Origin of the sequence: Raoultella sp. T31 (genome assembly GCF_002806725.1) — a bacterium.
GTDB classification, from domain to species: Bacteria; Pseudomonadota; Gammaproteobacteria; order Enterobacterales; family Enterobacteriaceae; genus Klebsiella; species Klebsiella electrica.
Window position 1 is genome coordinate 182,505 of record NZ_PIBO01000005.1, and the last position, 23,037, is coordinate 205,541.

General features: G+C 56.9%; 22 protein-coding genes. 11 read left to right on the plus strand and 11 right to left on the minus strand.

Annotated features, from left to right (window positions below; all coding sequences use genetic code 11):
* Positions 1-297 precede the first annotated feature (297 nt).
* Entirely contained in the window at positions 298-1,518 is a 1,221-nt protein-coding gene (locus CWM52_RS05680) for an MFS transporter (RefSeq protein WP_100683186.1), read from the minus strand.
* Positions 1,519-1,681: 163 nt separating this feature from the next.
* Here CWM52_RS05680 and ushA point away from each other — a divergent pair, with 163 nt between their 5' ends.
* On the plus strand, positions 1,682-3,334 hold the full coding sequence (gene ushA / locus CWM52_RS05685; protein WP_100683187.1) for a bifunctional UDP-sugar hydrolase/5'-nucleotidase UshA: 1,653 nt from the start codon (positions 1,682-1,684) through the stop codon (positions 3,332-3,334).
* A 130-nt stretch (positions 3,335-3,464) separates the two neighbouring features.
* Here the strand turns inward: ushA and ybaK are convergent, their stop codons facing one another.
* Positions 3,465-3,944, minus strand: a complete 480-nt coding sequence (ybaK, locus tag CWM52_RS05690) for a Cys-tRNA(Pro)/Cys-tRNA(Cys) deacylase YbaK (protein ID WP_100683188.1) — start codon at positions 3,942-3,944, stop codon at positions 3,465-3,467.
* 201 nt (positions 3,945-4,145) lie between these two features.
* Positions 4,146-4,940, minus strand: a complete 795-nt coding sequence (locus tag CWM52_RS05700) for a TraB/GumN family protein (RefSeq protein WP_100683190.1) — start codon at positions 4,938-4,940, stop codon at positions 4,146-4,148.
* 332 nt (positions 4,941-5,272) lie between these two features.
* Here CWM52_RS05700 and CWM52_RS05705 point away from each other — a divergent pair, with 332 nt between their 5' ends.
* The 5 genes from CWM52_RS05705 to CWM52_RS05725 are packed head-to-tail and all read left to right on the plus strand — an operon-like array spanning position 5,273 to position 10,579.
* Positions 5,273-5,680 (plus strand): ExbD/TolR family protein, encoded by a 408-nt coding sequence (locus tag CWM52_RS05705; protein ID WP_100683191.1) that lies wholly within the window; start codon positions 5,273-5,275, stop codon positions 5,678-5,680.
* Between the two features lies 1 nt (position 5,681).
* On the plus strand, positions 5,682-6,392 hold the full coding sequence (locus CWM52_RS05710; protein ID WP_100683192.1) for an energy transducer TonB family protein: 711 nt from the start codon (positions 5,682-5,684) through the stop codon (positions 6,390-6,392).
* Positions 6,393-6,428: 36 nt separating this feature from the next.
* Positions 6,429-8,669 carry a TonB-dependent receptor family protein gene (locus tag CWM52_RS05715; protein WP_100683211.1) on the plus strand — a complete coding sequence of 747 codons (2,241 nt, stop codon included), beginning with the start codon at positions 6,429-6,431 and terminating at the stop codon, positions 8,667-8,669.
* A gap of 19 nt (positions 8,670-8,688) precedes the next feature.
* Positions 8,689-9,336, plus strand: coding sequence for a MotA/TolQ/ExbB proton channel family protein (locus tag CWM52_RS05720; RefSeq protein ID WP_100683193.1), 648 nt, complete (start codon positions 8,689-8,691; stop codon positions 9,334-9,336).
* A complete protein-coding gene (locus CWM52_RS05725) occupies positions 9,329-10,579 on the plus strand; it encodes a phospholipase D-like domain-containing protein (RefSeq protein ID WP_100683194.1) in 1,251 nt (416 codons plus the stop codon). The genes CWM52_RS05720 and CWM52_RS05725 overlap by 8 nt, the downstream gene beginning before the upstream one ends.
* Positions 10,580-10,762: 183 nt before the next feature.
* Here the strand turns inward: CWM52_RS05725 and copA are convergent, their stop codons facing one another.
* The gene (gene copA / locus CWM52_RS05730) at positions 10,763-13,264 is read right to left on the minus strand and encodes a copper-exporting P-type ATPase CopA (RefSeq protein ID WP_100683195.1); all 2,502 of its coding nucleotides are present in this window, start codon (positions 13,262-13,264) and stop codon (positions 10,763-10,765) included.
* Positions 13,265-13,339: 75 nt separating this feature from the next.
* Complete coding sequence (locus CWM52_RS26255; protein WP_165785341.1) at positions 13,340-13,504, minus strand: hypothetical protein; 165 nt, start codon at positions 13,502-13,504, stop codon at positions 13,340-13,342.
* Positions 13,505-13,602: 98 nt separating this feature from the next.
* On the opposite strand from CWM52_RS26255, the gene cueR reads away from it, so the two are divergent.
* Positions 13,603-14,013, plus strand: coding sequence for a Cu(I)-responsive transcriptional regulator (gene cueR / locus CWM52_RS05735; protein WP_004858840.1), 411 nt, complete (start codon positions 13,603-13,605; stop codon positions 14,011-14,013).
* On the opposite strand, the gene CWM52_RS05740 is transcribed toward cueR, so the two are convergent.
* Together CWM52_RS05740 and CWM52_RS05745 are read right to left on the minus strand one after the other, a co-directional pair.
* Positions 14,010-14,474, minus strand: a complete 465-nt coding sequence (locus tag CWM52_RS05740) for an NfeD family protein (RefSeq protein ID WP_100683196.1) — start codon at positions 14,472-14,474, stop codon at positions 14,010-14,012. The genes cueR and CWM52_RS05740 overlap by 4 nt on opposite strands.
* On the minus strand, positions 14,471-15,388 hold the full coding sequence (locus CWM52_RS05745; RefSeq protein WP_004858844.1) for an SPFH domain-containing protein: 918 nt from the start codon (positions 15,386-15,388) through the stop codon (positions 14,471-14,473). The genes CWM52_RS05740 and CWM52_RS05745 overlap by 4 nt, the downstream gene beginning before the upstream one ends.
* 139 nt (positions 15,389-15,527) lie before the next feature.
* Here CWM52_RS05745 and fetA point away from each other — a divergent pair, with 139 nt between their 5' ends.
* Positions 15,528-16,205, plus strand: coding sequence for an iron efflux ABC transporter ATP-binding subunit FetA (gene fetA, locus CWM52_RS05750; RefSeq protein ID WP_100683197.1), 678 nt, complete (start codon positions 15,528-15,530; stop codon positions 16,203-16,205).
* Entirely contained in the window at positions 16,192-16,974 is a 783-nt protein-coding gene (fetB, locus tag CWM52_RS05755; RefSeq protein WP_100683198.1) for an iron efflux ABC transporter permease subunit FetB, read from the plus strand. Before fetA ends, fetB begins: the two co-directional genes overlap by 14 nt.
* A gap of 296 nt (positions 16,975-17,270) precedes the next feature.
* Here fetB and CWM52_RS05760 read toward each other — a convergent pair whose 3' ends face one another.
* From CWM52_RS05760 to tesA, 3 genes are read right to left on the minus strand one after another with little or no spacing between them, the layout of a single operon-like run.
* The gene (locus tag CWM52_RS05760; RefSeq protein ID WP_100683199.1) at positions 17,271-18,125 is read right to left on the minus strand and encodes a thioredoxin family protein; all 855 of its coding nucleotides are present in this window, start codon (positions 18,123-18,125) and stop codon (positions 17,271-17,273) included.
* A 58-nt stretch (positions 18,126-18,183) separates the two neighbouring features.
* The gene (locus CWM52_RS05765; RefSeq protein WP_165785346.1) at positions 18,184-18,993 is read right to left on the minus strand and encodes an SDR family oxidoreductase; all 810 of its coding nucleotides are present in this window, start codon (positions 18,991-18,993) and stop codon (positions 18,184-18,186) included.
* On the minus strand, positions 18,983-19,606 hold the full coding sequence (gene tesA, locus CWM52_RS05770) for a multifunctional acyl-CoA thioesterase I/protease I/lysophospholipase L1 (protein ID WP_165785349.1): 624 nt from the start codon (positions 19,604-19,606) through the stop codon (positions 18,983-18,985). Before tesA ends, CWM52_RS05765 begins: the two co-directional genes overlap by 11 nt.
* On the opposite strand from tesA, the gene ybbA reads away from it, so the two are divergent.
* Both ybbA and ybbP read left to right on the plus strand, forming a co-directional pair.
* The gene (ybbA, locus tag CWM52_RS05775) at positions 19,577-20,263 is read left to right on the plus strand and encodes a putative ABC transporter ATP-binding protein YbbA (protein WP_100683202.1); all 687 of its coding nucleotides are present in this window, start codon (positions 19,577-19,579) and stop codon (positions 20,261-20,263) included. The genes tesA and ybbA overlap by 30 nt on opposite strands.
* Complete coding sequence (gene ybbP / locus CWM52_RS05780) at positions 20,260-22,674, plus strand: putative ABC transporter permease subunit YbbP (protein ID WP_100683203.1); 2,415 nt, start codon at positions 20,260-20,262, stop codon at positions 22,672-22,674. The genes ybbA and ybbP overlap by 4 nt, the downstream gene beginning before the upstream one ends.
* A gap of 13 nt (positions 22,675-22,687) precedes the next feature.
* On the opposite strand, the gene CWM52_RS26260 is transcribed toward ybbP, so the two are convergent.
* Positions 22,688-23,037: hypothetical protein (locus CWM52_RS26260; protein WP_165785347.1), on the minus strand; the 350-nt coding region annotated here is incomplete at its 5' end.

Sequence of the window (23,037 nt, forward strand, 5' to 3'; positions counted from 1 at the left end):
TATTAAACACGCCATCCTGCAGGCCGGAGCGCCGTTCTCCGGGGGATTTATGCACCCAGGGATGCACTCTCGCTGCCGTGCTGCAATGCGGATGGTGCGGTGTCTAAACCTAAAAAACCGAGTAATAGTTTATGACAGTTTTAGCCATTTTGTTTATGAATAATTGTTGAATTATGCAGAAAAGTGGAATTTAACTGCAAAAAGGCACAGATCGGAAAACTACGGCAGCTAATGAGCGCGAGTGCTGGCAGGATAAGGGATTACCGCGGCCAAAGTTTCACTTTAGCCGCCGGATAATCAGGATTTTTGACGGTTGTCAGGAAGGAATATCGTCAATATGCCGATAAGTGGCAGGAAAGCACAGATTTTATAAACCAGCTCGATACTGGTGTGGTCCGCTAACAGCCCCAGAACGGCGGCTCCGAGACCCCCCATACCAAATGCGAAACCGAAAAACAGACCGGAAACCATGCCGATACGCCCCGGTAACAGCTCCTGAGCGTAGACCAGAATAGCCGAAAATGCCGAGGCGAGGATAAATCCAATGATCATGGTCAAAATCCCCGTCCACTCCAGCGTGGCGTAGGGTAAAACGAGGGTAAAGGGGGCTACGCCGAGGATCGAGCCCCAAATTACATATTTACGCCCAATCTTATCGCCAACTGGCCCGCCAATCACTGTACCTGCGGCAACGGCAAACAGGAAAATAAACAGATGAACTTGTGCATTCTGGATCGATAATCCGAATTTATGCATCAAATAAAAGGTGTAATAGCTGCTGATACTCGCCATATAGAAATATTTCGAGAAAATCAGCATCAGCAGGATGCTGACCGCCAGAATCACTTTGTTTTTCGGCAGCGGACTGGCGACGACGGCCTTCGGTTTACCTTTATTCATCCGATGCTGCGCGGCATACCAGCGACTGATTTGCGACAGCACGACGATGGCCAGCAGCGCGGCCAGGACGAACCACGCGACGTTACCTTTGCCGTAGGGCGCGATAATCACCGCCGCCAGCAGCGGGCCCAGAGAGCTACCAAAGTTACCGCCAACCTGGAATAGCGACTGCGCCAGTCCGTGACGGCCGCCGGAGGCCATCCGCGCCACGCGCGACGATTCCGGGTGGAAGACCGAAGAACCGGTACCCACCAGCGCGGCGGCAAGCAGGACCGTGCCAAAACTCCCCGCCAGCGCCAGCAAAACCAGGCCACAGAGCGTAAAACACATGCCGATCGGCAGCGACCATGGCATCGAATGTTTATCGGTCCAGTAGCCGACCACCGGCTGAAGCAGCGAAGAGGCCAGTTGGAAGGTCAGGGTGATCATCCCGATTTGCACGAAGGTCAGGGAAAACTCCGACTGAAGCAGCGGGTAAATCGCCAGAATCAGCGACTGGATCATATCGTTCAGCAGATGGGACAGGCTGATTGCGCCCAGAATACCAAACGAGGTGCGTGCTTTTTGCGGCGCAGCAGCGGGGCCGGATAAGGGTTGAACAGTCTGATTCGTCGCCATAGGTTCACTTTAAGAGCGTCATTGTGGATGCAGATGAAATTATTATCTGCCTAACATACCTGTCCCTGAGGTGTGAAGGAAGACTCAATGCGCAAAACATATTTGCCTGTCGACGTAACTCGCTATACTTTCGGCACTTGTTTATTAAGTCAGGGAGAGAAAGATGCATTTTTTAAAACGGGCGGTGGCATTGGGGCTATTTACCGCACTGTCTCTGGGAAGCTTATCTGCACGGGCTTATGAGCAGGATAAAACCTATAAAATTACTATTCTGCATACCAACGATCACCACGGGCATTTCTGGCGTAATGATTACGGCGAATATGGGCTGGCGGCGCAAAAGACGTTGGTCGACGGGATTCGCAAAGAGGTCGCCGCTGAGGGCGGCAGCGTTCTGCTGTTATCCGGCGGCGATATTAATACCGGCGTACCGGAGTCCGATTTACAGGATGCGGAGCCAGATTTTCGCGGCATGAACCTGATTGGTTATGATGCGATGGCGGTAGGTAACCACGAGTTTGATAACCCGCTCAGCGTGTTACGCCAGCAGGAAAAGTGGTCAAAGTTTCCATTCCTCTCCGCCAATATTTACCAAAAAAGTACCGGTGAGCGTCTGTTTAAACCCTGGGCGCTGTTCAAACGCGGCGGGTTAAAAATCGCGGTCATTGGCCTGACCACCGATGACACGGCGAAGATAGGCAACCCGGAGTATTTCACCGACATCGAATTCCGCAAACCGGCGGACGAGGCCAAACTGGTTATCCAGGAACTGCAGCAAAATGAAAAACCGGATGTGATTCTGGCAACCACTCACATGGGCCATTATGACAACGGAAATCATGGTTCTAATGCCCCGGGCGATGTTGAAATGGCGCGCAGCCTGCCAGCAGGAGCGCTGGCGATGATCGTCGGCGGCCATTCGCAGGATCCGGTCTGTATGGCTTCTGAGAATAAAAAACAGGTCGATTATGTGCCGGGCACGCCGTGCGCGCCGGACAGACAGAACGGGATCTGGATCGTGCAGGCGCATGAGTGGGGGAAATATGTCGGCCGCGCCGATTTTGAGTTCCGCAACGGCGAGATGAAGCTGGTGCACTATCAGCTGATCCCGGTCAACCTGAAGAAGAAGGTGACCTATGATAACGGCCAGAGCGAACGGGTGCTCTATACGCCGCAAATACCGGAAAACCCGCAGATGATGTCGCTGCTGACGCCATTCCAGAATAAAGGCAAAGCCCAGCTTCAGGTCAAAGTGGGCAGCGTGAACGGACATCTTGAAGGCGATCGCAGCAAGGTGCGTTTCGTGCAGACTAATATGGGACGTCTGCTGCTGGCGGCGCAAATGGCGCGTAGCAATGCCGATTTTGCCGTGATGAGCGGCGGCGGTATTCGTGACTCCATCGAGGCCGGGGACATTACCTATAAAGATGTCATGAAGGTGCAGCCGTTCGGCAACGTGCTGGTGTATGTCGATATGAGTGGCAAGGAAGTGACGGAATATCTGACCGCCGTGGCGCAGATGAAACCAGATTCCGGCGCCTATCCGCAGTTCGCCAACGTCAGTTTCGTGGCGAAAGACGGCAAGCTGAATGATTTGAAAATCAAAGGCGAACCGGTCGATCCGACGAAGACTTACCGGATGGCGACGCTGAGTTTTAACGGTACCGGCGGCGACGGCTATCCGCATATCGACAATAAGCCGGGTTATGTGAATACCGGTTTTATCGATGCCGAAGTGCTGAAAGAGTATATCCAGAAAAACTCACCGCTGGATGCGGCCGCCTATGAGCCGAAAGGCGAGGTGAGCTGGCAGTAACGCGCGAGGATTTCCCGGCGGCGCTGCGCTGAGCGGGCTACGGATTTGCCACGATCGTGTGATCCGTCGTCTGGTCAGACGCCACGCGCCGCCTTCGGGATTATCCCGGTCTGTCTACGCTGAAGCGTGATTAATCGCGGCGGGCGATATCGGCGAATTTGGCGTCGAGAATCTTCGCTAAATCGCTGGCCGCCAGTTCAATATCCAGCCCGCGTTTGCCGCCAGAAATATAAATGGCGTTAAACGTCTGGGCCGGGGCATCAATCAGCGTCGGTAGCCGTTTCTTCTGCCCGAGCGGGCTGATGCCGCCGACCAGATAGCCGGTCGTACGTTGGGCGACCATGGGATCCGCCATGTCCACCTTCTTCGCGCCGAGGGCTTTGGCCACTTTTTTCAAGTCCAGCTGCCCGGCTACCGGCGTCACCGCCACGGCGAGATGTTTCATATCCCCGTTGACTGCAACCAGCAGCGTCTTATAAACCTGGTCTGCATTCAGCCCCAGTTTGCGGACTACTTCGTCGCCAAAGTTGGTTTCATTGGGGTCGTGATCGTAGCTGTGGATCTTAAAAGCAATTTTGTTTTTTTCGAGTAACTTAACGGCGGGAGTCATACTTATCCTTCTTACCAACCGATCTCATGTGCTGTCAGCATACGCCTGTTGAATGTGTAAAAAATAGTACTATCTTGCGCAATAGTATTGGCAGTGATGGTCGCTTTGAGCGACAATCGAGCGATCCGGAATGTCAATTCCGGGATAATAATAATGATGAAATTCCTCTTTGACGGGCCAATAGAAATATTGGCCATTTTTTTACGTCAGCATATCAGGCAGATTCCCTTCACCATATAAATGTAGCGCGCCGACGGCGACAACATAGCGCCCCGGCGGCAGCGCCAGCAGCGTCTCGCGCCACGCCAGGTTACGCTGGTGCATGAGCACATCGTACAGCGACTGGCTAAAGGTTGTCGGCAGCGTGGTGACGCCTTTAGCGGGCGGCTGCTCCAGCCACCAGCCGATCATCACCTGCAAAAGTCGGGCGTTCGTGCGCCAGTGGGTCAACGTATCCGCCAGCAGCGCCAGTCCGCCATCCGGAAGGTCGCGCAGCAGCGCTATCTGGCTGTCGGTTCCTTCAAGCTCCATGACCCGCACGTGACTCTCACGCGCCGCCATCAGCAGCTGGTAGTCAATACCGTAATCCGCACGCAGCCCCAGCTTCTGCGCCTGGGTTGCCTGCAACACCATGGCGACCTGCCAGAGCGGCTGGCTGTCAAACGGCGCCGTCGACAAGCCAAGTTCCGCGGCCCGGCTTTCTAGTTCGACGAGCTGTTGTGGACTTAAACGTTCAGCCAGCGGTGGGCAGGCGGGGAGGCCTGCAAAGGGCGTTTCGTTTCCGGTAATATCCGCCTCAACGATAAGGGCGTCGGCCTGACGAATTTTTTTCAGCAGTCTGGCGGGGGGAGGGGACATATCGCGGGTGCCCATATGAATACTGCCGACCAGATGCAAATAGCGCTCTCCGGGAAGGGTAATATCCAGTGCGGGCCAGGAATAAGACGCGCCGACGGCGGCACGCCACAGCATTTTTATTCGGTTTAACAGGCCCATACGCGCTCCGTAGTGTGAAGCCTTCATGCTAGCGCGTGGCAAAGAGCGGCGCAAGGGCAGTCCACAGCAGGCCTGCAGCGATAGCGGAAGGATTTTTTATCGATGTTATAAAAGTAACATCTAAGCACATCATTTTTTGTTCGTCTATTTTTGCAACGATGTTTTGATAATTTTAGTTATTAATATCAGTTATATATATTTAAATAACGCGATGGTAAGTGGGAGTTTTTTATCAAAATAAAGTGAATTGTGATAATAAAATAAAAATACTGTAACGAAAAATAAACAAAGCGCTTCTATATTGACCCCTTCAATTTTTTGGGGGAAGTGTCATGCGTAACTGGAGTGAGCCTAAAAAGAATAAAGCCCATATCGAACTGATCCCGATGATCGATGTGATGATGTTTTTACTGGTGTTCTTTGTCCTGATTAGCCTGAATGTGATCCCGGCTTTAGGCTTGAAAACCCAACTGCCAGCGGCTAGCAGCGCCCAGCAGCTTAAACCGCAGAAAAAAGCCATTATTACCCTCGGTACCGGCGACCGGCTACAGCTTGATGGCCAGCCGCTGGTCCTTGATGCTCTGGTCAATACCCTCAAGCAACAGCAGCAGGAAAACCAAACCACCACCATCATCGTCAACAGCGATAAAGAGGTCGCGGTGGAACGTCTGGTTGCGGTGATGGATACCTTGCGTCAGGGCGGTTTCTTTTCCATTTCTATCGCGACACGGAAGCAGTGATATGTATCTGCTTTATCGTTCACGTCACCTTGTTAGCTGGCTACCCGCAATAGTTATCGCCGGATGTTTACTGTTTGTCAGTCAGCAGGCGGTGCTGCAGGTGAAACCGCACTACGACGATACGGCGATCGAACTCTCGCTGACCGAACCCGAACCGCCGCAGCCAGAGCCCGTCCCGCAGCCTGAGCCACCGCCGGAACCTCCGCATCAACCGGAGCCGGAACCGATAGCTGAACCCGCCGTTCCTGCCCCAGAACCGATAATCCAGGCCAAACCGGTGGTTAAGCCGAAACCCAGGCCGAAGCCAAAACCGGTTCAGGATAAAGCGCCGAAGCCAGCCGTCGTACGCAGCCCGGTGAGTCAACCCGCTACGCCGCCGGCTCCTCCTGCGCCGAAAGCTAACGCTCAGGCGGTGGAAAACGGCTATCTGCAGGTACTGCGCCGTGAACTGGAGCTGCGTAAACGCTACCCGAGCGGTCGCCAGGCTTCGCTGGAGCGCCCACAGGGCAATGTTGAGGTCTGGCTGGAAGTTGACCGCAGTGGCAGGGTGCTGGCCTCCGGTATTGCCAGTAAAGCCCCGAGCATGTTGCTCAATCGCGCTGCGCTCAGCGCCTTACAAAGTATCAGCCAGCTTAAGCCCTTCCCTGAAGAGGCTTTTGCCGGACAAAGAAGCAGAAAATTTACCGCGACGTTTAATTATCAGGCGCCATAAGGCCTATTTAATCATTTGTTTTTTATAGGAAAAGAAATGAAAAAGTTTAATTACTCAGGGATTGCGTTAGCTGTGGTGTCGGCATTGTTATCGGCGACATCGATAGCGGCGGAAAACAGCGATGTGGGTGAGATTAACATTAAAGGGCAATCGCTCGGCGGCGGTTTGATGGTACAGGAGGACAGCAGTAAAGCGCGCTCCACCCTGACGAAAGAAGCGATGGAGAAAGCGTCCGGCGCCAGCAATGCCATCGACATGCTGAAATATACGCCGGGGATGAACGTCAACAGCAATGATGCCAGTGGTCTGAGCGGTATCGACTACACCATGCGTGGGATGAACTCGGATCAAATCGGCCTGTCGGTGGACGGTATCCCGATTAACGACTCGGGCAACTATGCGGTTTATCCCAACCTGCTGGGCGATGCGGAGAACCTTGAGCAGATCTTTGTCACTCAGGGTTCTTCCGAAGCTGACGGCCCGCATATCGGTTCCAGCGGCGGTAACATTGGCTTCGTCACCAGGCGCCCGTCAAAGGAATTCGGCGGTTTCGTCAAGCAAACCCTGGGCAGCAACAATCTCAGTAAAACTTTCGCCCGTCTGGAAACCGGCGAGTACAACGGTTTCAGCAACTGGCTCTCTTACTCGCATACTGAAGCCAAAAAATGGCGCGGCGAAGGGCGTAACTATTCCGATAAATTCGAAATGAACTCGCTGTACGAGGATGGTAACGGCAACAGCAGCAACCTGATCATGAAGTATAACCGTCAGGATAACAGCAATTACAGTACCTTAAGCAAGGCGCAGTTCGACGCAGACCCGCATCAGGATTACTCGACCACGCCGGTCTATAACAACAAAGGTCAGTTGAACAAATATTACAAGCTGAACCGTAATCCGTTTGACACCTTCACTCTCTCTTTCTCACAGCGATTGCAACTGCGCGATAACCTCGCGTTGACTGTTCAACCCTATTACTACTGGGGTGACGGCGGTAGCTTTACCGGTCAAACCGCCTCGGTACTCTCGAATACCTCCGATAAAGCCGGGCAGTACGATCTGAGTAATTTGAGTTCTAATACTTACTACCGACCTTCATGGACCCAGACCTGGCGACCGGGCGTCACCACGAAGCTGAAGTGGGATATTAACGACGAGCACAGCCTCGATGTGGGCTACTGGTATGAACGTGCGCGTCAGTCGCAGACTCAGCCGTTTATCAACATTCAGGATGATGGCAACCCGGCTAATGTCTCCGGTACACCTGGGGGATCCAATCAGGTAAAAGATGCCAACGGCAACACGGTACAGGGTCGCAACCAGTACACCATCACCCCGGCGCAAAAAGTATGGCTACAGGATACCTGGTTCGTAACGCCAGACTGGACGCTGGTGGGGGGGCTGGCATATCAGTATGTTGAACGTATCGGTGATAACAAAGGCAGCCTGTATAACGCCCCGGAAAAGCGCAAGGCCACCTACCATCAATTCCTGCCGAACTTTAGCATCAGCTATAAGCCGGATATGGAAAACCAGCTGTTCTACAACCTGACCCGCAACATGCGTACGCCGCCCAACTATGTGCTCTACAACGTGGGCGACTCCATCAACACCAAACCCGAGCTGAGCTGGAACCATGAGCTGGGCTGGCGTTTCCAGCGCGAAGATATGCTGCTGAGCGCGACGCTTTTCTATATGCGCTATTCCGACCGTCAGATTTCGACCACCAATGCCGACGGCGACTTCGAAATGATGAATATCGGTAGCGTCGAAAGTAAAGGCATGGAGCTGGAGTGGAGCGGTAAGCTGCCGTACAACTTCAACTACTACACCTCTTACACCTACACCCATTCCGAACAACAGGACGACATTGTCAGCAACGGTGGTAAGTCGCTGCCAACGGCGGGCAAAACGGTAGTGAACGTACCCCAAAATATGCTCAATATGTCGCTGGGCTATGACGATGGCCTCTATTACGGCAGCTTCGGTGGCAAATACGTCAGTGCGTTCTATGGCGATTTGACCAACGACGAAAAAATTGGCGGGCGCACGGTATTTGATGTCGCCGCGGGCGTTCATCTGCCGGTGGATAAAAAGATTGTTAAAAGCGCCACCCTGCGTTTTGGCATCGATAACCTGTTCGATAAACAGTATCTGACCTCAGTACGCTCGACGACCTTTAACTCGGCGCCTTACGACGGTGTGAAGGCCAGCACCCCCTATTACAACGTCGGCGAAGAGCGCACCTTTAGCGTCTCGCTGGAAGCAACCTTTTAACTAACCGGAGGGCACTTTGATGGATGCCAATCTGATTCACGACCTTATTTTCTACGTTATGTATGCTGCGCTGGCGATCGCCGTGGTGATACTGGTTGAACGCGGACTCTACTTTTCGTGGGCCCAGCGACAGGCTCTACGCTTTGAGAAAGCGCTGACGCCGGAGGTCCGCCGCGTGGCGGATCTGCCGGCGTCGCTGACCGGACGCAATAGCCTGCCGTTGGCCATTATTCTGCCGGTGCTGGAGAAAAAACAGATGGCGGAGGACCGGGAAGCGATGAGTGACCTGATTGACGCCCAGTACCTGTTGAGCAAACCGCAGATGTCGCGAGGGCTGTGGATTCTCGAAACCGTGGTGACCGCCGCGCCGCTGCTGGGGTTGCTGGGGACGATTCTGGGGATTATGGATACTTTTAAGGCGCTCTCCGCTTCCGGCGTCTCTGATGCCAGCATGGTTTCTGCCGGGATGGGCACCGCGTTGTACGCCACCGGCCTGGGGATTGCGATCGCGCTGCTGTGCCTGGTGGGCAATAACTACCTGCAAAGCCGTATGGAGCGCATTAATGAGCTGCTGAAAGTACTGCTCATCCGCGCCGGAAGCCCGGTTAGCCGCCCGGAACAGGGCAACCGCCGCTGGGAAGGCAGTGAGGCGCAGCGCTATGCCTGAGCATCATCAACGTGCGCGGCCGGGAGGTCGCCTGATTAGCGCGCTGGTGGGGAGCTGGATGCTGTTAAGTCAGCCCGTATGGGCGGAGTTCTCCATACCGGGCTACGAACTGGTGTACAACGCCCCGCAGGAAACCATGCTACAGGATAATGATTTGCGCAATGCGGCAGAGGTCTGGCAGCAGATGTTTGATGCGGCGCAGAGCCATATCGATCTGGCGCAGTTTTATGTGGCGAATGAACAAGGCTCTTTGCTTGACGGCGTGCTGAAACATCTGCGGACCGCCGGGGAACGCGGGGTGAAAATTCGCTTTCTGATGGAGAAGAAAGGGATTGATCTTTCAACGCCGGAAACGCTGGCGGCGCTGAAAACGATTCCGAACCTTGAGCTGCGCATTATTCCGTTTCACCGGCTGACCGGCGGCATTGTCCACGCCAAATATTTGCTGGTGGATGGCAAAGAGGCCTTCGTGGGAAGCCAGAATTTCGACTGGCGCGCGCTGGAGCAGATTCAGGAAACCGGTCTGCGCATCAGCGATGCGCAAGTGGTGCGGCAAATTCAGGCTATTTTCGATCAGGACTGGCAGGCGCAAGCTCTGCTGGCGGAGAATAAACCGGTGCCGAAGTTGGCCTGGCAGGCTCCTGATTCGGTTCCGTACGGGAATTATCTGGTGGCCAGCCCGCGCGATTATAACCCGAGTGGGGTCATTGATTCACAAGTCGAACTGCCGCGCCTGCTGGGTAACGCGAAGTCGCGGATTCGGGTCCAGGTGATGGACTATGCGCCACTATCGTGGGGAGAAAAGGGGAGTCGTTCTTTTTATGCTCCTGTCGATAACGCCCTGCGCAGCGCGGCAGCTCGCGGTGTGCAGGTTGAGCTGATGGTGGCCGACTGGAATCTGAAAAAGCCGGATGTATTCTGGTTAAAGAGCCTCTCTCTGGTGCCTAATGTTCGGCTAAAAGTGGTGACGATTCCTCCTGCCAGCATCGGGTTTATCCCGTTTGCCAGGGTGGTTCACAGCAAGCTGATGACCATCGATGGCGCGACGGCGTGGGTAGGCACCAGTAACTGGAGCGGGGGATACTTCGATAATTCGCGTAACCTTGAACTGGTGCTGAATAATGTACAAATGACCCGGCGGATAGACGCGCTATACGACCAGCTGTGGAACAGCCGGTATGCGGAGCTGATAAAGATTGATTTTGATTATCCAACCCCGCATCCGGGCCGTGAGCACGAATAGAACATCGGGAGCGATTTGCTCCCTCTCAGCGGGAGAGGGAGCAAAGATGGCCAGAGCCTGCATGCGACAGTAGCGCTGCCTTCGGGAAACGCCCTCGTGTCGCTTCAGACTCTCTCCCCGGTGGCGCTGCGCTGACCGGGGCTACGGAGTCCCTGCTGTCTGCCAGCACGGTAGCCATCCGGCTTATGATTTCGGCTTAAAGCGCAGCAGCCGGTTTGCGTTGCTGACCACGGTAATGGAAGAGAGCGCCATGGCGGCACCGGCTACCACCGGGTTAAGCAGAGTTCCGGTCAGCGGCCATAAGATCCCGGCGGCGATGGGGATCCCCAGCGAGTTGTACACAAAGGCGCCCAGCAGGTTCTGCTTCATGTTGCGCAGCGTGGCTTTTGAAATCGCCAGCGCATCCGCCACGCCGTTCAGGCTATGGCGCATCAGGGTGATGGCCGCCGTCTCAATCGCCACATCGCTCCCGCCGCCCATCGCAATCCCGACGTCGGCCTGAGCCAGCGCTGGCGCGTCGTTGATGCCGTCACCGACCATCGCCACCTGATGCCCCTGGCTTTGCAGGCGCTTGATAGCGTCAGCTTTGCCGTCCGGCAGCACGCCGGCAATCACTTCGTCGATGCCTGCCTCTTTGGCAATCGCGTTAGCGGTCGTCGGGTTATCTCCGGTCAACATCACCAGACGATAGCCCTGGCGGTGCAGACGAGCCAGCGCAGCGACGCTATCGTCGCGCAGCGGGTCGCGAATAGCGAACAGGGCGGCGACCTGGCCATCGATCGCCAGTAGCACTGGCGTTGTCCCTTGTGATGCCTGGGCGGCTATCTCGCTTTCTACGGCGGCGGTGGCAATCTTTTGCTCGTTGAGCAGCGCCTGGTTGCCGAGCAGCAGGGCATGGCCTTCGGCCTCGCCGCTGACGCCGAGTCCGCGCAGGGTACGGAAGTTATCGACTACCGGCAGCAGGCTATCGGCGGCTTTTTCGAGGATCGCCCGCGCCAGAGGATGGCTGGAGCCTTGCTCCAGCGCCGCCGCGAGACGTAACGCCGTAGGCTCATCAACATCGGCAAAGGTTTTTATCGCCACAACCTGCGGTTTACCTTCGGTCAGGGTACCCGTTTTATCAAAGACAAGGGTATCGAGCTGGCTGGCGCGCTGGAGCGCATCGGCATCGCGAACCAGTACGCCATATTCCGCCGCGCGGCCCACGCCGGAGATAATCGACATTGGCGTCGCCAGACCCAGCGCACAAGGACAGGCGATAATCAGCACCGTGGTGGCGATCACCAGGGTATAGACAATTTGCGGCGCCGGCCCGAAGAAGTACCAGATTGCCGCACTGAACAGGGCGATAGCCACCACGGCCGGCACGAACACGGCGGAGATTTTATCCGCCAGCTGGCCGATTTCCGGTTTGCTGCTTTGTGCCTGACGCACCATGCGAATGATGCGGGCCAATGTCGTCTGGCTGCCGACGGCGCTGGCGGTGAACAGAACGCTGCCGTCCTGGACCACGGTGCCGGCATGCAGCGTGTCGCCATCCGCTTTTTGTTGCGGAATGGGTTCACCGGTCAGCATCGCCTCATCCAGCCAGGCTTCGCCCTGGCTTATCACGCCGTCCACCGGAACCCGGTCGCCGGTCGTCAGGCGCAGGGTCATCCCCGGCTGAACCTCGGCCAGCGGCACGCTTTTCTCACCCTCTTCGCTGACAACCCGCGCCGACGGCGGCGTCAGGTCGAGCAGTTTTTCCAGCGCTTTTGAGGAGCGCTGACGGGCGCGGGCTTCCAGCATATGACCGAGGTTAATTAAACCGATAATCATCGCGCTGGCTTCATAGTAGAGATGGCGAGCCTCCATCGGGAACCACTGCGGCCACAGGTTGACGCTCATGGAATAGAGCCATGCTACGCCGGTTCCCAGCGCCACCAGCGTATCCATGGTGGCGGTACCGTTTTTCAGGCTTTTCCATGCGCTGCGATAGAAATGGCCGCCGGCGAAGACCATCACCGCGAGGGTGGCAAGCCCGATAACCAGCCACAGGGAACGGTTATCATCGCTGACCATCATATTGTCACCGATCATGCCCCAGACCATGACCGGCACCCCCACCAGCAGCGCAACGATCGCCTGCCAGCGGAATCGTTTCATGGTGGCGATAGCGGTTTCCTGCTGGCGTTCGCGGCGAAGCTGGTCATCTTCGATCGCTTCCGCGCCGTAGCCTGCCTTCTCCACCGCCTGGACTAATTCTGCGGCGGACGCGCTGCCCATAACCAGCGCAGTGCGTTCCGCGAGGTTTACCCGTGCCTGCGTGACGCCCGGTACGCTTTGCAGCGCGTTTTGTACCCGGGAAACACAGCTGGCGCAGCTCATGCCGCTTAACAGCAGCTGTTGGCTTTCATCATCAGCCGTCGCTGCCGGAAGCTCAGAAGAGACCGCTGTCAGTGCTTCCGACGGGATTGATGACTCCGCCAGCGGTTTAGCCTTTGGGTGGCTTAACTCTGCGCCGTAACCAGCCTGTTTGATCGTGTCGATAAGCGCTTCAGCACTGGCGCTACCGGTGACGTGTGCTTCGGTGACGGTGACTTCCGCCAGCTCAACGTCCGGGCGCTGTTCGAGACTTTCTTTCACGCGTTTGACGCAGTGACCGCAGGACAAACCGTCCAGGGCCAGGTCGATAGTTTGAGACATAACACACTCCTTTATGACAGGGATGACTGACTGTGATAAAGGTTAAACCTTCCAGCAAGGGGAAGGTCAAGGTGTTTATTGGCAACGGCGTTTTTTGTGTTCCAGCGCAATCGCGCAGACATGTTCCAGAGAGGAAAGGCTGCGGTACCGTTCGGGCAAGGTCATTTTTTTTCTCACCACCATCTTGAGGTTGACCTCTATTTTTCCCTTTTTTAAATCACGAATTTTTTGCTGCGTCATACTCGCTGGTAGCGCTGAGAGATGAGGTATCGTCCGGTAGGCGATGGAGGGAAGTGGGGTATAATGAGACACTGTAAGCGTCAATCGACGGAGGACATGTGAATATCAGCGATGTGGCAAAAAAAACCGGCTTAACCAGTAAAGCGATTCGCTTTTATGAGGAGAAGGGACTGGTCACGCCGCCGCTGCGCAGCGAAAACGGCTATCGCAGCTACAGTCAACGGCACCTCGATGAACTGACTTTACTGCGCCAGGCGCGGCAGGTCGGCTTTAATCTGGAGGAGTGCCGCGAACTGATTTTTCTGTTCAACGATCCGTCGCGGCACAGTGCGGACGTTAAGCGCAGAACGCTGGATAAAGTGGCGGATATTGAGCGCCATATCAGCGAGTTGCAAAATATGCGCAGGCATCTGCTGGCGCTGGCGGAATCCTGTCCCGGCGATGACGGCGCCGATTGTCCAATTATCGACAACCTTTCCGGCTGCTGTCACCGCAAGACGCAAGCTTAGCGGTGCCGCGCGGAGGCCCGCACGCGTAGCGTAATACCTTCGACGGCCAGTACCTCAACGTGGCTGCCTGCGCCGAGGTCCTCATCGGCGACCACCGGCCACCAGCTGTCGCCGACGCGCACGTGACCATGGCCGTTGATAAGCGGGCTTTCCAGCATAAAGACGCGGCCGACCAGCTGTTTGCCGCGCTGGTTGAGCTGCGCGTCGGCCGGTTTCTGGCGCGCGACCTGCCTGCGCAGCCAGTGTGACCACAGCCAGGCGGCCAGCAAGGTCAGCGCGGCGAACAATGTGCCTTGCCACTCCCAGCCGAAGGACAGTCCCCAGGCGAGAAGCCCGGTGACCACGCCGGCGATGCCGCTCCACAGCAGATAACCGTTGCCGCCCAGCATTTCAGCGGCCAGCAGCAGCCCGCCAAGGCTCAGCCAGAAAATATGCGGATGGGCGAGAATGAGCGCGATCATGATTTTTTCCGTTCGCCTGAGCCTTCTTTAATCAGTTCGCTGATACCGGCGATGGAGCCCATCAGACTGCTGGCATCGAGCGGCATCATCACCACTTTGCTGTTATTGGCGGAACCAATTTTCTGCAGCGCATCGGTGTATTTCTGGGCCACAAAGTAGTTAATCGCCTGAATATCACCGGAGGCGATCGCGGACGAGACCATCTGCGTCGCGCGGGCTTCCGCTTCCGCCGAACGTTCGCGGGCCTCGGCCTGCAAGAATGCCGACTGGCGTTCCCCTTCCGCTTTCAGGATCTGCGACTGCTTTTCGCCTTCGGCTTTGAGGATTTCGGCCTGGCGTATCCCTTCGGCTTCAAGAATATAGGCGCGTTTGGTTCGTTCGGCTTTCATCTGAGCGTTCATCGAGGCAATCAGTTCAGCCGGCGGACGCACGTCGCGAATTTCAACGCGGGTAATTTTGACGCCCCACGGGTTCGTCGCTTCGTCAACAATATGCAGCAGGCGGGTGTTAATGCTATCGCGCTGAGAGAGCATTTCGTCAAGTTCCATCGAGCCAAGAACGGTACGAATGTTGGTCATCGTCAGGTTAACGATCGCCTGCTGTAAATTGCTGACCTCATAAGCCGCTTTTGGTGCATCAATGACCTGAATAAAGCACACCGCATCAATGGTGACGTTGGCGTTATCGCGTGAAATAACCTCCTGGGAGGGAATATCAAGCACCTGCTCCATCATATTAATCTTACGGCCAATCCGATCCATAAAGGGCACCACCAGGCTTAAACCCGGCTGTAGCGTCATGGTGTAGCGGCCGAAACGCTCAACGGTCCACTGGAAGCCCTGGGGGACGATTTTGACGCCGGCCATGACCACAACCAGCGCGACGAAAATGAGTACGGGGATAAAGATCAGCATCAAAAAACCTCCTGTTTTATTGCCTGATGAGGCGCCAGAAAAAATGACGCAAGTTTAAATTAAGTATATCTTTCTCCTCATCCAGGCGAAAGGAAAGTAGAGTAAACTAGCAGGGTTGTAGGAAAAAAGTGGAACAATAATGAAGGAAAATAACGCTATTTTGCGTCTTGAGAATGTTGGCTTTCAGGTCGACGAGACGGTCATTCTTAATAATATAAACCTCCAGCTGCGCGCCGGGGAATTTAAGCTGATTACCGGGCCTTCCGGCTGCGGAAAAAGCACCTTGTTGAAAATTATCGCCTCGCTGTTGAGCCCCACCTCCGGGCGGATTTTTTTTGCCGATCGCGATATTACGACGCTGTCGCCGGAAACCTATCGCCAGCAGGTCTCCTACTGCGCGCAGACCCCGGCGCTGTTTGGCGACTCGGTCTATGACAATCTGATTTTTCCCTGGCAGATTCGCCGTCAGCAGCCGGATCCTAAGGCGCTGGTCGCTGATTTACAGCGCTTTGGTCTTGCGGAAAATACGCTGGAAAAATCAATCAATGAGCTTTCCGGTGGCGAAAAACAGCGGGTTTCGCTGATCCGTAATTTGCAATTTTTGCCCCAGGTATTGTTGCTCGATGAAATTACCAGCGCGCTGGACGAAAGTAATAAACACAACGTCAACGATATTATTCATCGTTATGTGACGGAAAAAAATATTGCGGTGCTGTGGGTCACCCACGATCGTAATGAAATTGCCCATGCCGATGAGGTGATTACGTTGCAGCCCGCTGGCGGCAGCGCTCAGGAGGTGTCTCATGAACGGGCATAATATTACCAACGAATCGCTGGCGCTTTCGATGGTGCTGGTGCTGGTGGCAATTATTGTGAGCTACCGGGAAAAACTGGCGCTGGAAAAAGATATCGTCTGGAGTATCTGTCGGGCGGTGGTGCAGCTGATCATTGTCGGCTACGTCCTGAAATATATCTTCAACGTCAATCACGCGCTGCTGACGCTGCTTATGGTGCTGTTTATTTGCTTTAACGCGGCATGGAATGCGCAAAAGCGCAGCAAATATATTGATAAGGCCTTCATCTCATCGTTTATCGCCATTACCACCGGCGCCGGGCTGACGCTGGCGGTGCTGGTCTTCTCCGGTTCCATTGCTTTTGTGCCGATGCAGGTGATCCCGATAGCCGGGATGGTGGCCGGAAACGCAATGGTGGCGGTCGGGCTGTGCTACAACAATATGGGACAGCGCTTCAACAGCGAGCAGCAGCAAATTCAGGAGAAGCTCAGCCTGGGCGCCACGCCGAAAATGGCGGTCGCCGGGTTAATTCGCGACAGTATTCGCGCATCGCTGATCCCGACCATTGATTCGGCCAAAACGGTGGGGCTGGTGAGTTTGCCCGGCATGATGTCAGGGCTGATTTTCGCCGGGATTGATCCGGTGAAGGCCATTAAGTATCAGATTATGGTGACGTTTATGCTGCTGTCCACCGCCAGCCTGTCGACGATCATCGCTGGCTATCTGACCTACCGGAAGTTCTTTAACACCCGCCATCAGTTGGTGGTGACATCGTTGAAAAAGCGTGCGTAATCTGTCCCCGGATTGCGGCTGACGCCTTATCCGGGCTACAGGGCTACTGCCCCACAGACGGCGGTGAGTCCGTAGCCCCGGTAAGCGCAGCACGACCGGGGTCTTAGCTGGTGGTGACATCGTTGAAAAAGCGTGCGTAATCTGTCCCCGGATTGCGGCGGACGCCTTATCCGGGCTACAGGGCTACCGGCCCACAGACGGTGGTGAACCCGTCGCCCGGCTAAGCGCAGCGCGAGCCATCGGCCTGTAGCCCCGGTAAGCGCAGCGCGACCGGGGGATTGACGCGGATAAGAGGATTAGTACAGCAGTGAATAGAGCTGGCGGCGGTACTTCGCCGCTAAGGCATCGCCGGTACCGAGTGCGGCAAGGATCTCCTGCAACATCTTGCGTACCTGGCCGTCGCCGGCGGCTAAATCTTTCTGCAGGTGGCTGAACAGCAGCGCCAGCGCTTCTTCATTGCGGCCAACCTGATGCAACTGCAGCGCGAGCTGAGCGGCCAGCGCGGCGTCTTCCGGATGCTGCTCAACCTGCTGCTGCAGCTGTTGAATTTCCGGCGTATCCGCCGCCTGTTTCAGCAGCTCAATCTGCGCGACCAGGCCCTGATAGCGGGTATCCTGATCCTGCAACGGAACGGTTTTCAGCACCGCTTCGGCTTCGTCGGAACGCTGCAGCGCGATCAGCGTTTCCGCCAGCAGCAGGCCAATCTGGCTCTCCTGGTTCGACAATTGCCACGCGTCTTTCAGCAGCGGCAGCGCCTCAAGATAGTTTTCTTCTTGCATCAGCGCCAGCGCCTGCTGAGCTTTGAGCTCTTCTTCGCGGGGCAGGACTTTATCCAGCAGCGCGCGGATGGCTGATTCCGGCTGCGGGCCTTCAAAGCCGTCTACCGGCTGACCGTTCTGGAACAGATAAACCGTTGGAATCGAGCGCAGGCCAAACTGCGAAGCCAGCATCTGCTCGGCATCGCAGTCCACCTTCGCCAGCGTAAACTGACCGTTGTACTGCGCTGCCAGACTTTCCAGAACCGGCGTCAGCTGCTCGCAGTGCTGGCTGCGCGCTGACCAGAAATAAAACAGCACCGGCGCGGTAACGGATTGCTCCAGCGTCTGGTGCAGGTTAGCTTCGGTAATATTGATAACATTCTGTACTGACATGAGCGCATCTCTTTAGTCGATTTTGGGTATACATGGGGGCGACAGCCGGAGCTTCAACTCAGCCCTGGATAATTTTGTCCATCAGTCGCGTCGGCAGCAGGCGTTTGAGCAGCGCCACGGCGTGGGTGACAAGGGTCACCGGATAGCGCAATTGCGGTTTGTCGCTGGTAAAAGCATGGCGCACTTTTTCCACCACCGCTTCCGGACCGAGGGTAAAGCGCGCGGCGATACCGGGGTTCTCCACCGGCTTATCGCGCTGGGTCTGGTTGACGTTGGTAGTAAAACGAGTAGTGATGGGACCGGGCTCAATCAGGCTGACCTTAATGCCGCTATAGCGTAGTTCCATACGCAGCGCATCGGACCAGGCTTCCAGCGCATATTTGCTGGCGGCGTAGGCGCCGCGACCGGGGCTGGAGATGATCCCCATGACCGAGGAGGTCATCACGATACGCCCTTCGCCGTGCGGCTCCATCGCCGGCAGCAGCAACATCGTCAACTGGTGTGCGCCGAAAAAGTTGGCGGAAAACTGCGCCTCCATCTGCTGACGGCTAATGGTGGTGAGCGGGCCATAGACGCCGTATCCGGCATTATTAAACAGCCCGTACAGGCGATTGTTGGTCAGGGCGATGACCTCCGCGGCGGCACGTTCAACGCTTTGCGGATCGTCGAGGTCCAGCAAAATACCGGTCAGCCCGAGTTCCTGCATCCGCGCCACGTCGTCCGCTTTACGGCAGGCGGCCAGGACGTTAAAGCCCTGGCGTTTTAAATCGAGGGCGCTTTCAAGACCAATACCGCTGGAACAGCCTGTTACTAAAACCGATTTTTGCATAACTTTACCTGCAAGCGACGCCTGAAGATCAGGAGTCATGATTAACTAAGGGAGCCAGCCGGGTTGCCATCCAGTCGGCAATAAAGGGCTGGGCATCACGATTGGGATGGATGCCATCATCCTGCATCCACTGGGGTTTCAGATAGACCTCTTCCATAAAAAAGGGCAGCAGAGGAATATCGAACTCTTTCGCCAGAGCCGGATACAGGGCGCTAAAGGCTTCATTATAACGACGGCCATAGTTTGCGGGCAGGCGAATTTGCATCAACAACGGCTGGGCGTTAGCGGCTTTGATATCCTGAATCACCGTACGCAGAGTCTGCTCCGTCTGCTGCGGCGGGAAGCCGCGCAGCCCGTCGTTGCCTCCCAGCTCGACCAGCACCCAGCGCGGCTGATGCTGTTTGAGCAACGCCGGGAGTCTTGCCAGCCCTTGCTGCGAGGTGTCGCCGCTGATGCTGGCGTTGATGACCGGCGTGGTGGCCTGCCACTTATCGTTGAGTAGCGCAGGCCAGGCGGCGCTGGCGGCCATGCGATAACCGGCGCTCAGGCTATCGCCAAGAACTAATAGCGTGTCGGCGGCCATGGCGCGGCAGGCAAAAAAAATCAGAAACAGGAAAGGCAAATGCCAGCGGAAAACATACTTGAAGTTCATCATCTTAAGAAGTCCGTCGGTCAGGGAGAGCATCAGCTTTCCATCCTTACCGGAGTTGAGCTGGTTGTCAAACCGGCGCAGACCATCGCCCTGATTGGCGAGTCGGGGTCGGGGAAATCCACGTTGCTGGCGATACTTGCCGGGCTGGACGACGGCAGCAGCGGCGAGGTCTCTCTACTTGGCCAGCCGCTGCATACGATGGATGAAGAGGCGAGGGCGCGGCTGCGCGCTAAACACGTCGGCTTTGTCTTTCAGTCATTTATGCTGATTCCAACGCTTAACGCTCTGGAAAACGTCGAGCTTCCGGCGTTGCTCAGGGGGGAGAGCGATAACCAAAGCCGTGGCAGCGCCCGGGCATTGCTGGAACAACTGGGGCTGGGGAAACGTCTCCATCATCTGCCGGCGCAGCTTTCCGGCGGCGAGCAGCAGCGGGTAGCGCTCGCCCGCGCGTTTAACGGGCGGCCCGAGCTGCTGTTTGCCGATGAGCCTACCGGCAATCTTGATCGCCATACCGGCGACAAAATTGCCGATCTGCTGTTCTCCCTTAATCGAGAGCATGGTACCACGCTGATCCTGGTGACCCACGATCCGCTGCTGGCGGCGCGCTGCGACCGACGGCTGCGTCTGGTGGACGGCCAGCTGCGGGAGGAAGCATGATTGCCCGCTGGTTCTGGCGCGAATGGCGCTCGCCCTCGCTGCTGATTGTCTGGATGGCGCTGAGCCTGGCGGTGGCCTGCGTGCTGGCGCTGGGGTCGATCGGCGACCGGATGGAAAAGGGACTCAGCCAGCAGAGCCGCGAATTTATGGCCGGGGATCGGACGCTGCGCAGCTCGCGCGAGGTGCCTGTCGCATGGATTGACGAGGCGCGCAGGCTCGGGCTCACCGTCGGAGAGCAGCTGAGTTTCGCCACCATGACCTTTGCTGGCGATACGCCGCAGCTGGCGGATGTGAAGGCGGTCGACGATAGCTATCCGCTCTACGGTCAACTGGAGACGCAGCCGCCGGGCCTCAAACCCCAGGCCGGCAGCGTACTGCTGGCCCCGCGCCTGATGGCGCTGCTGAACTTAAAAACTGGCGATACCCTTGATGTCGGCGATGCCACGCTGCGCATTGCTGGCGAGGTGGTACAAGAGCCGGATGCCGGGTTCAACCCCTTCCAGATGGCTCCCCGGCTAATGATGAATACCGCCGACGTGGCGAAAACCGGCGCGGTACAGCCCGGCAGTCGCGTCTCGTGGCGCTATAAGTTTGCCGGAACCCCGCAGCAGCTGGCGGACTATGAAAAGTGGCTCCTGCCAAAGCTGGGGCCTGAACATCGCTGGATCGGCCTGCAGCAGGACGACAGCGCCTTGGGCAAATCACTGGAGCGCTCGCAGCAGTTTTTACTGCTGTCCGCGCTGCTCACGCTGTTGCTGGCGGTTGCCGCAGTGGCGGTGGCAATGAGCCATTACTGCCGTAGCCGCTACGATCTGGTGGCGATCCTCAAAACCCTTGGTGCCGGACGCGCGCAGCTGCGTAAGCTTATTGTCGGCCAGTGGCTGATGCTACTGGCGCTGGCGGCGGTGGCTGGCGGCGCGATGGGGGCAGGGCTAGAGCAGATTTTACTGCTGATGCTGAAACCGGTGCTACCGGTGGCCTTACCGCCGGCCAGCGGCTGGCCGTGGCTGTGGGCGATCGGCGCGATGGTGGTGATTTCGCTGCTGGTGGGGTTACGACCTTATCGCCTGCTGCTGGCAACGCTGCCGCTGCGGGTTCTGCGTCGGGATGTCGTTGCCAACGTCTGGCCGCTAAAAGTCTATATTCCGCTGGTGTCTGTGGTGGTGGTGATGCTGCTGGCCTGGCTGATGGGCGGAAGTCCGCTGCTATGGGCGGTGCTGGCCGGTGCCGTGGTGCTGGCGCTGCTGTGCGGCGTGTTGGGCTGGGGGCTGCTGTGGCTGCTGAAGCGGTTGACGCTGAAAGCGCTACCGTTGCGTCTGGCGGTGAACCGTCTGCTGCGCCAGCCGTGGTCAACCCTGAGTCAACTGGCGGCGTTTTCGCTGTCGTTTATGCTGCTGGCGTTGCTGCTGGTGCTGCGCGGCGATCTGCTGGATCGCTGGCAGCAGCAGTTGCCGCCGGAAAGCCCCAATTACTTCTTGATCAACATTGCGCCGGAGCAGGTGGCGGCGGTGAAAACGTTCCTTTCCGGACATCATGTGACGGCAACCGAGTTTTACCCGATCGTGCGCGCCCGCCTGACCCAGATTAATGGCCAGGCGGCGGAGAGCAATAAAGACGAAGCGTTGAACCGGGAGCTGAATCTGACCTGGCGCAGCGAGCGGCCGGATCATAATCCGCTGGTGGCCGGTAGCTGGCCGCCTAAGGCCGGAGAAGTGTCCATCGAGGAGGGACTGGCGCAGCGGTTGGGGATCAAACCTGGCGATAGCGTGACCTTCACCGGCGATACGCAGGAATTCAGCGCGACGGTCACCAGCGTACGCAGGGTGGACTGGGAGAGCCTGCGGCCAAACTTCTTCTTTATCTTCCCGCCGGCTGCGCTTGACGGACAGCCGCAGAGCTGGTTGACCAGCTTCCGCTGGGATAACGGCAATACGCTGTTGACGCAGCTTAACCGCGAGTTCCCCACCGTCAGCCTGCTGGATATTGGCGCGATTCTCCGCCAGGTGGGCCAGGTGTTGACGCAGGTCAGTCGGGCGCTGGAGGTGATGGTGGTGCTGGTGACCGCGTGTGGCATTTTACTGCTGCTGGCGCAGGTCCAGGTCGGTATGCGCCAGCGCTATCAGGAGCTGGTGGTCTGGCGCACGCTGGGGGCCGGCAAGTCGCTGCTGCGTACCACGCTGTGGGCGGAGTTTGCGCTGCTGGGTGTGGTCTCCGGCATCGTCGCGGCCATCGGCGCGGAGGTTGCTCTGGCGATGCTGCAAACCAAAGTGTTTGATTTTCCGTGGGCGCCGGACTGGCGACTGTGGGCGATGTTGCCGCTGTGCGGCGCGCTGCTGTTGTCATTATGCGGCGGCTGGCTGGGATTGCGTCTGTTAAAAGGCAAGGCGCTGTTTCGCCAGTTTAGTCAGTGATTGAATTGGGGCATCATCGGGCAAACGCCCGGCGGCGCTGCGCTTGCCCGGGCCTACGGGAAACGCAGGCTGTTGATATATTGGCGCCGTAGGCCGGGTAAGGCGCCAGCCGCCACCCGGCAAAATGCGGGCACTTCTCGCGATGGCAAAGGGCGTAGGTCGGGTAAAGCGTCAGCCGCCACCCGGCAAAATGCAGGCATTTCTCGCGATGGCAAAGGGCGTAGGCCGGGTAAGGCGCCAGCCGCCACCCGGCAAAATGCGGGCACCTCTCGCGATGGCAAAGGGAGTAGGCCGGGTAAGGCGCCAGCCGCCACCCGGCAAAATGCGGGCACTTCTCGCGATGGCAAAGGGCGTAGGCCGGGT

Excerpts from the sequence above, each read along its gene's own strand:
- CWM52_RS05680 (WP_100683186.1), bottom strand. The coding sequence starts at position 1,518 with ATGGCGACGAATCAGACTGTTCAACCCTTATCCGGCCCCGCTGCTGCG.
- ushA (WP_100683187.1), top strand. The coding sequence starts at position 1,682 with ATGCATTTTTTAAAACGGGCGGTGGCATTGGGGCTATTTACCGCACTG.
- ybaK (WP_100683188.1), bottom strand. The coding sequence starts at position 3,944 with ATGACTCCCGCCGTTAAGTTACTCGAAAAAAACAAAATTGCTTTTAAG.
- CWM52_RS05700 (WP_100683190.1), bottom strand. The coding sequence starts at position 4,940 with ATGGGCCTGTTAAACCGAATAAAAATGCTGTGGCGTGCCGCCGTCGGC.
- CWM52_RS05705 (WP_100683191.1), top strand. The coding sequence starts at position 5,273 with ATGCGTAACTGGAGTGAGCCTAAAAAGAATAAAGCCCATATCGAACTG.
- CWM52_RS05710 (WP_100683192.1), top strand. The coding sequence starts at position 5,682 with ATGTATCTGCTTTATCGTTCACGTCACCTTGTTAGCTGGCTACCCGCA.
- CWM52_RS05715 (WP_100683211.1), top strand. The coding sequence starts at position 6,429 with ATGAAAAAGTTTAATTACTCAGGGATTGCGTTAGCTGTGGTGTCGGCA.
- CWM52_RS05720 (WP_100683193.1), top strand. The coding sequence starts at position 8,689 with ATGGATGCCAATCTGATTCACGACCTTATTTTCTACGTTATGTATGCT.
- CWM52_RS05725 (WP_100683194.1), top strand. The coding sequence starts at position 9,329 with ATGCCTGAGCATCATCAACGTGCGCGGCCGGGAGGTCGCCTGATTAGC.
- copA (WP_100683195.1), bottom strand. The coding sequence starts at position 13,264 with ATGTCTCAAACTATCGACCTGGCCCTGGACGGTTTGTCCTGCGGTCAC.
- CWM52_RS26255 (WP_165785341.1), bottom strand. The coding sequence starts at position 13,504 with ATGACGCAGCAAAAAATTCGTGATTTAAAAAAGGGAAAAATAGAGGTC.
- CWM52_RS05740 (WP_100683196.1), bottom strand. The coding sequence starts at position 14,474 with ATGATCGCGCTCATTCTCGCCCATCCGCATATTTTCTGGCTGAGCCTT.
- CWM52_RS05745 (WP_004858844.1), bottom strand. The coding sequence starts at position 15,388 with ATGCTGATCTTTATCCCCGTACTCATTTTCGTCGCGCTGGTTGTGGTC.
- fetA (WP_100683197.1), top strand. The coding sequence starts at position 15,528 with ATGAAGGAAAATAACGCTATTTTGCGTCTTGAGAATGTTGGCTTTCAG.
- fetB (WP_100683198.1), top strand. The coding sequence starts at position 16,192 with ATGAACGGGCATAATATTACCAACGAATCGCTGGCGCTTTCGATGGTG.
- CWM52_RS05760 (WP_100683199.1), bottom strand. The coding sequence starts at position 18,125 with ATGTCAGTACAGAATGTTATCAATATTACCGAAGCTAACCTGCACCAG.
- CWM52_RS05765 (WP_165785346.1), bottom strand. The coding sequence starts at position 18,993 with ATGACTCCTGATCTTCAGGCGTCGCTTGCAGGTAAAGTTATGCAAAAA.
- ybbA (WP_100683202.1), top strand. The coding sequence starts at position 19,577 with ATGCCAGCGGAAAACATACTTGAAGTTCATCATCTTAAGAAGTCCGTC.
- tesA (WP_165785349.1), bottom strand. The coding sequence starts at position 19,606 with ATGAACTTCAAGTATGTTTTCCGCTGGCATTTGCCTTTCCTGTTTCTG.
- ybbP (WP_100683203.1), top strand. The coding sequence starts at position 20,260 with ATGATTGCCCGCTGGTTCTGGCGCGAATGGCGCTCGCCCTCGCTGCTG.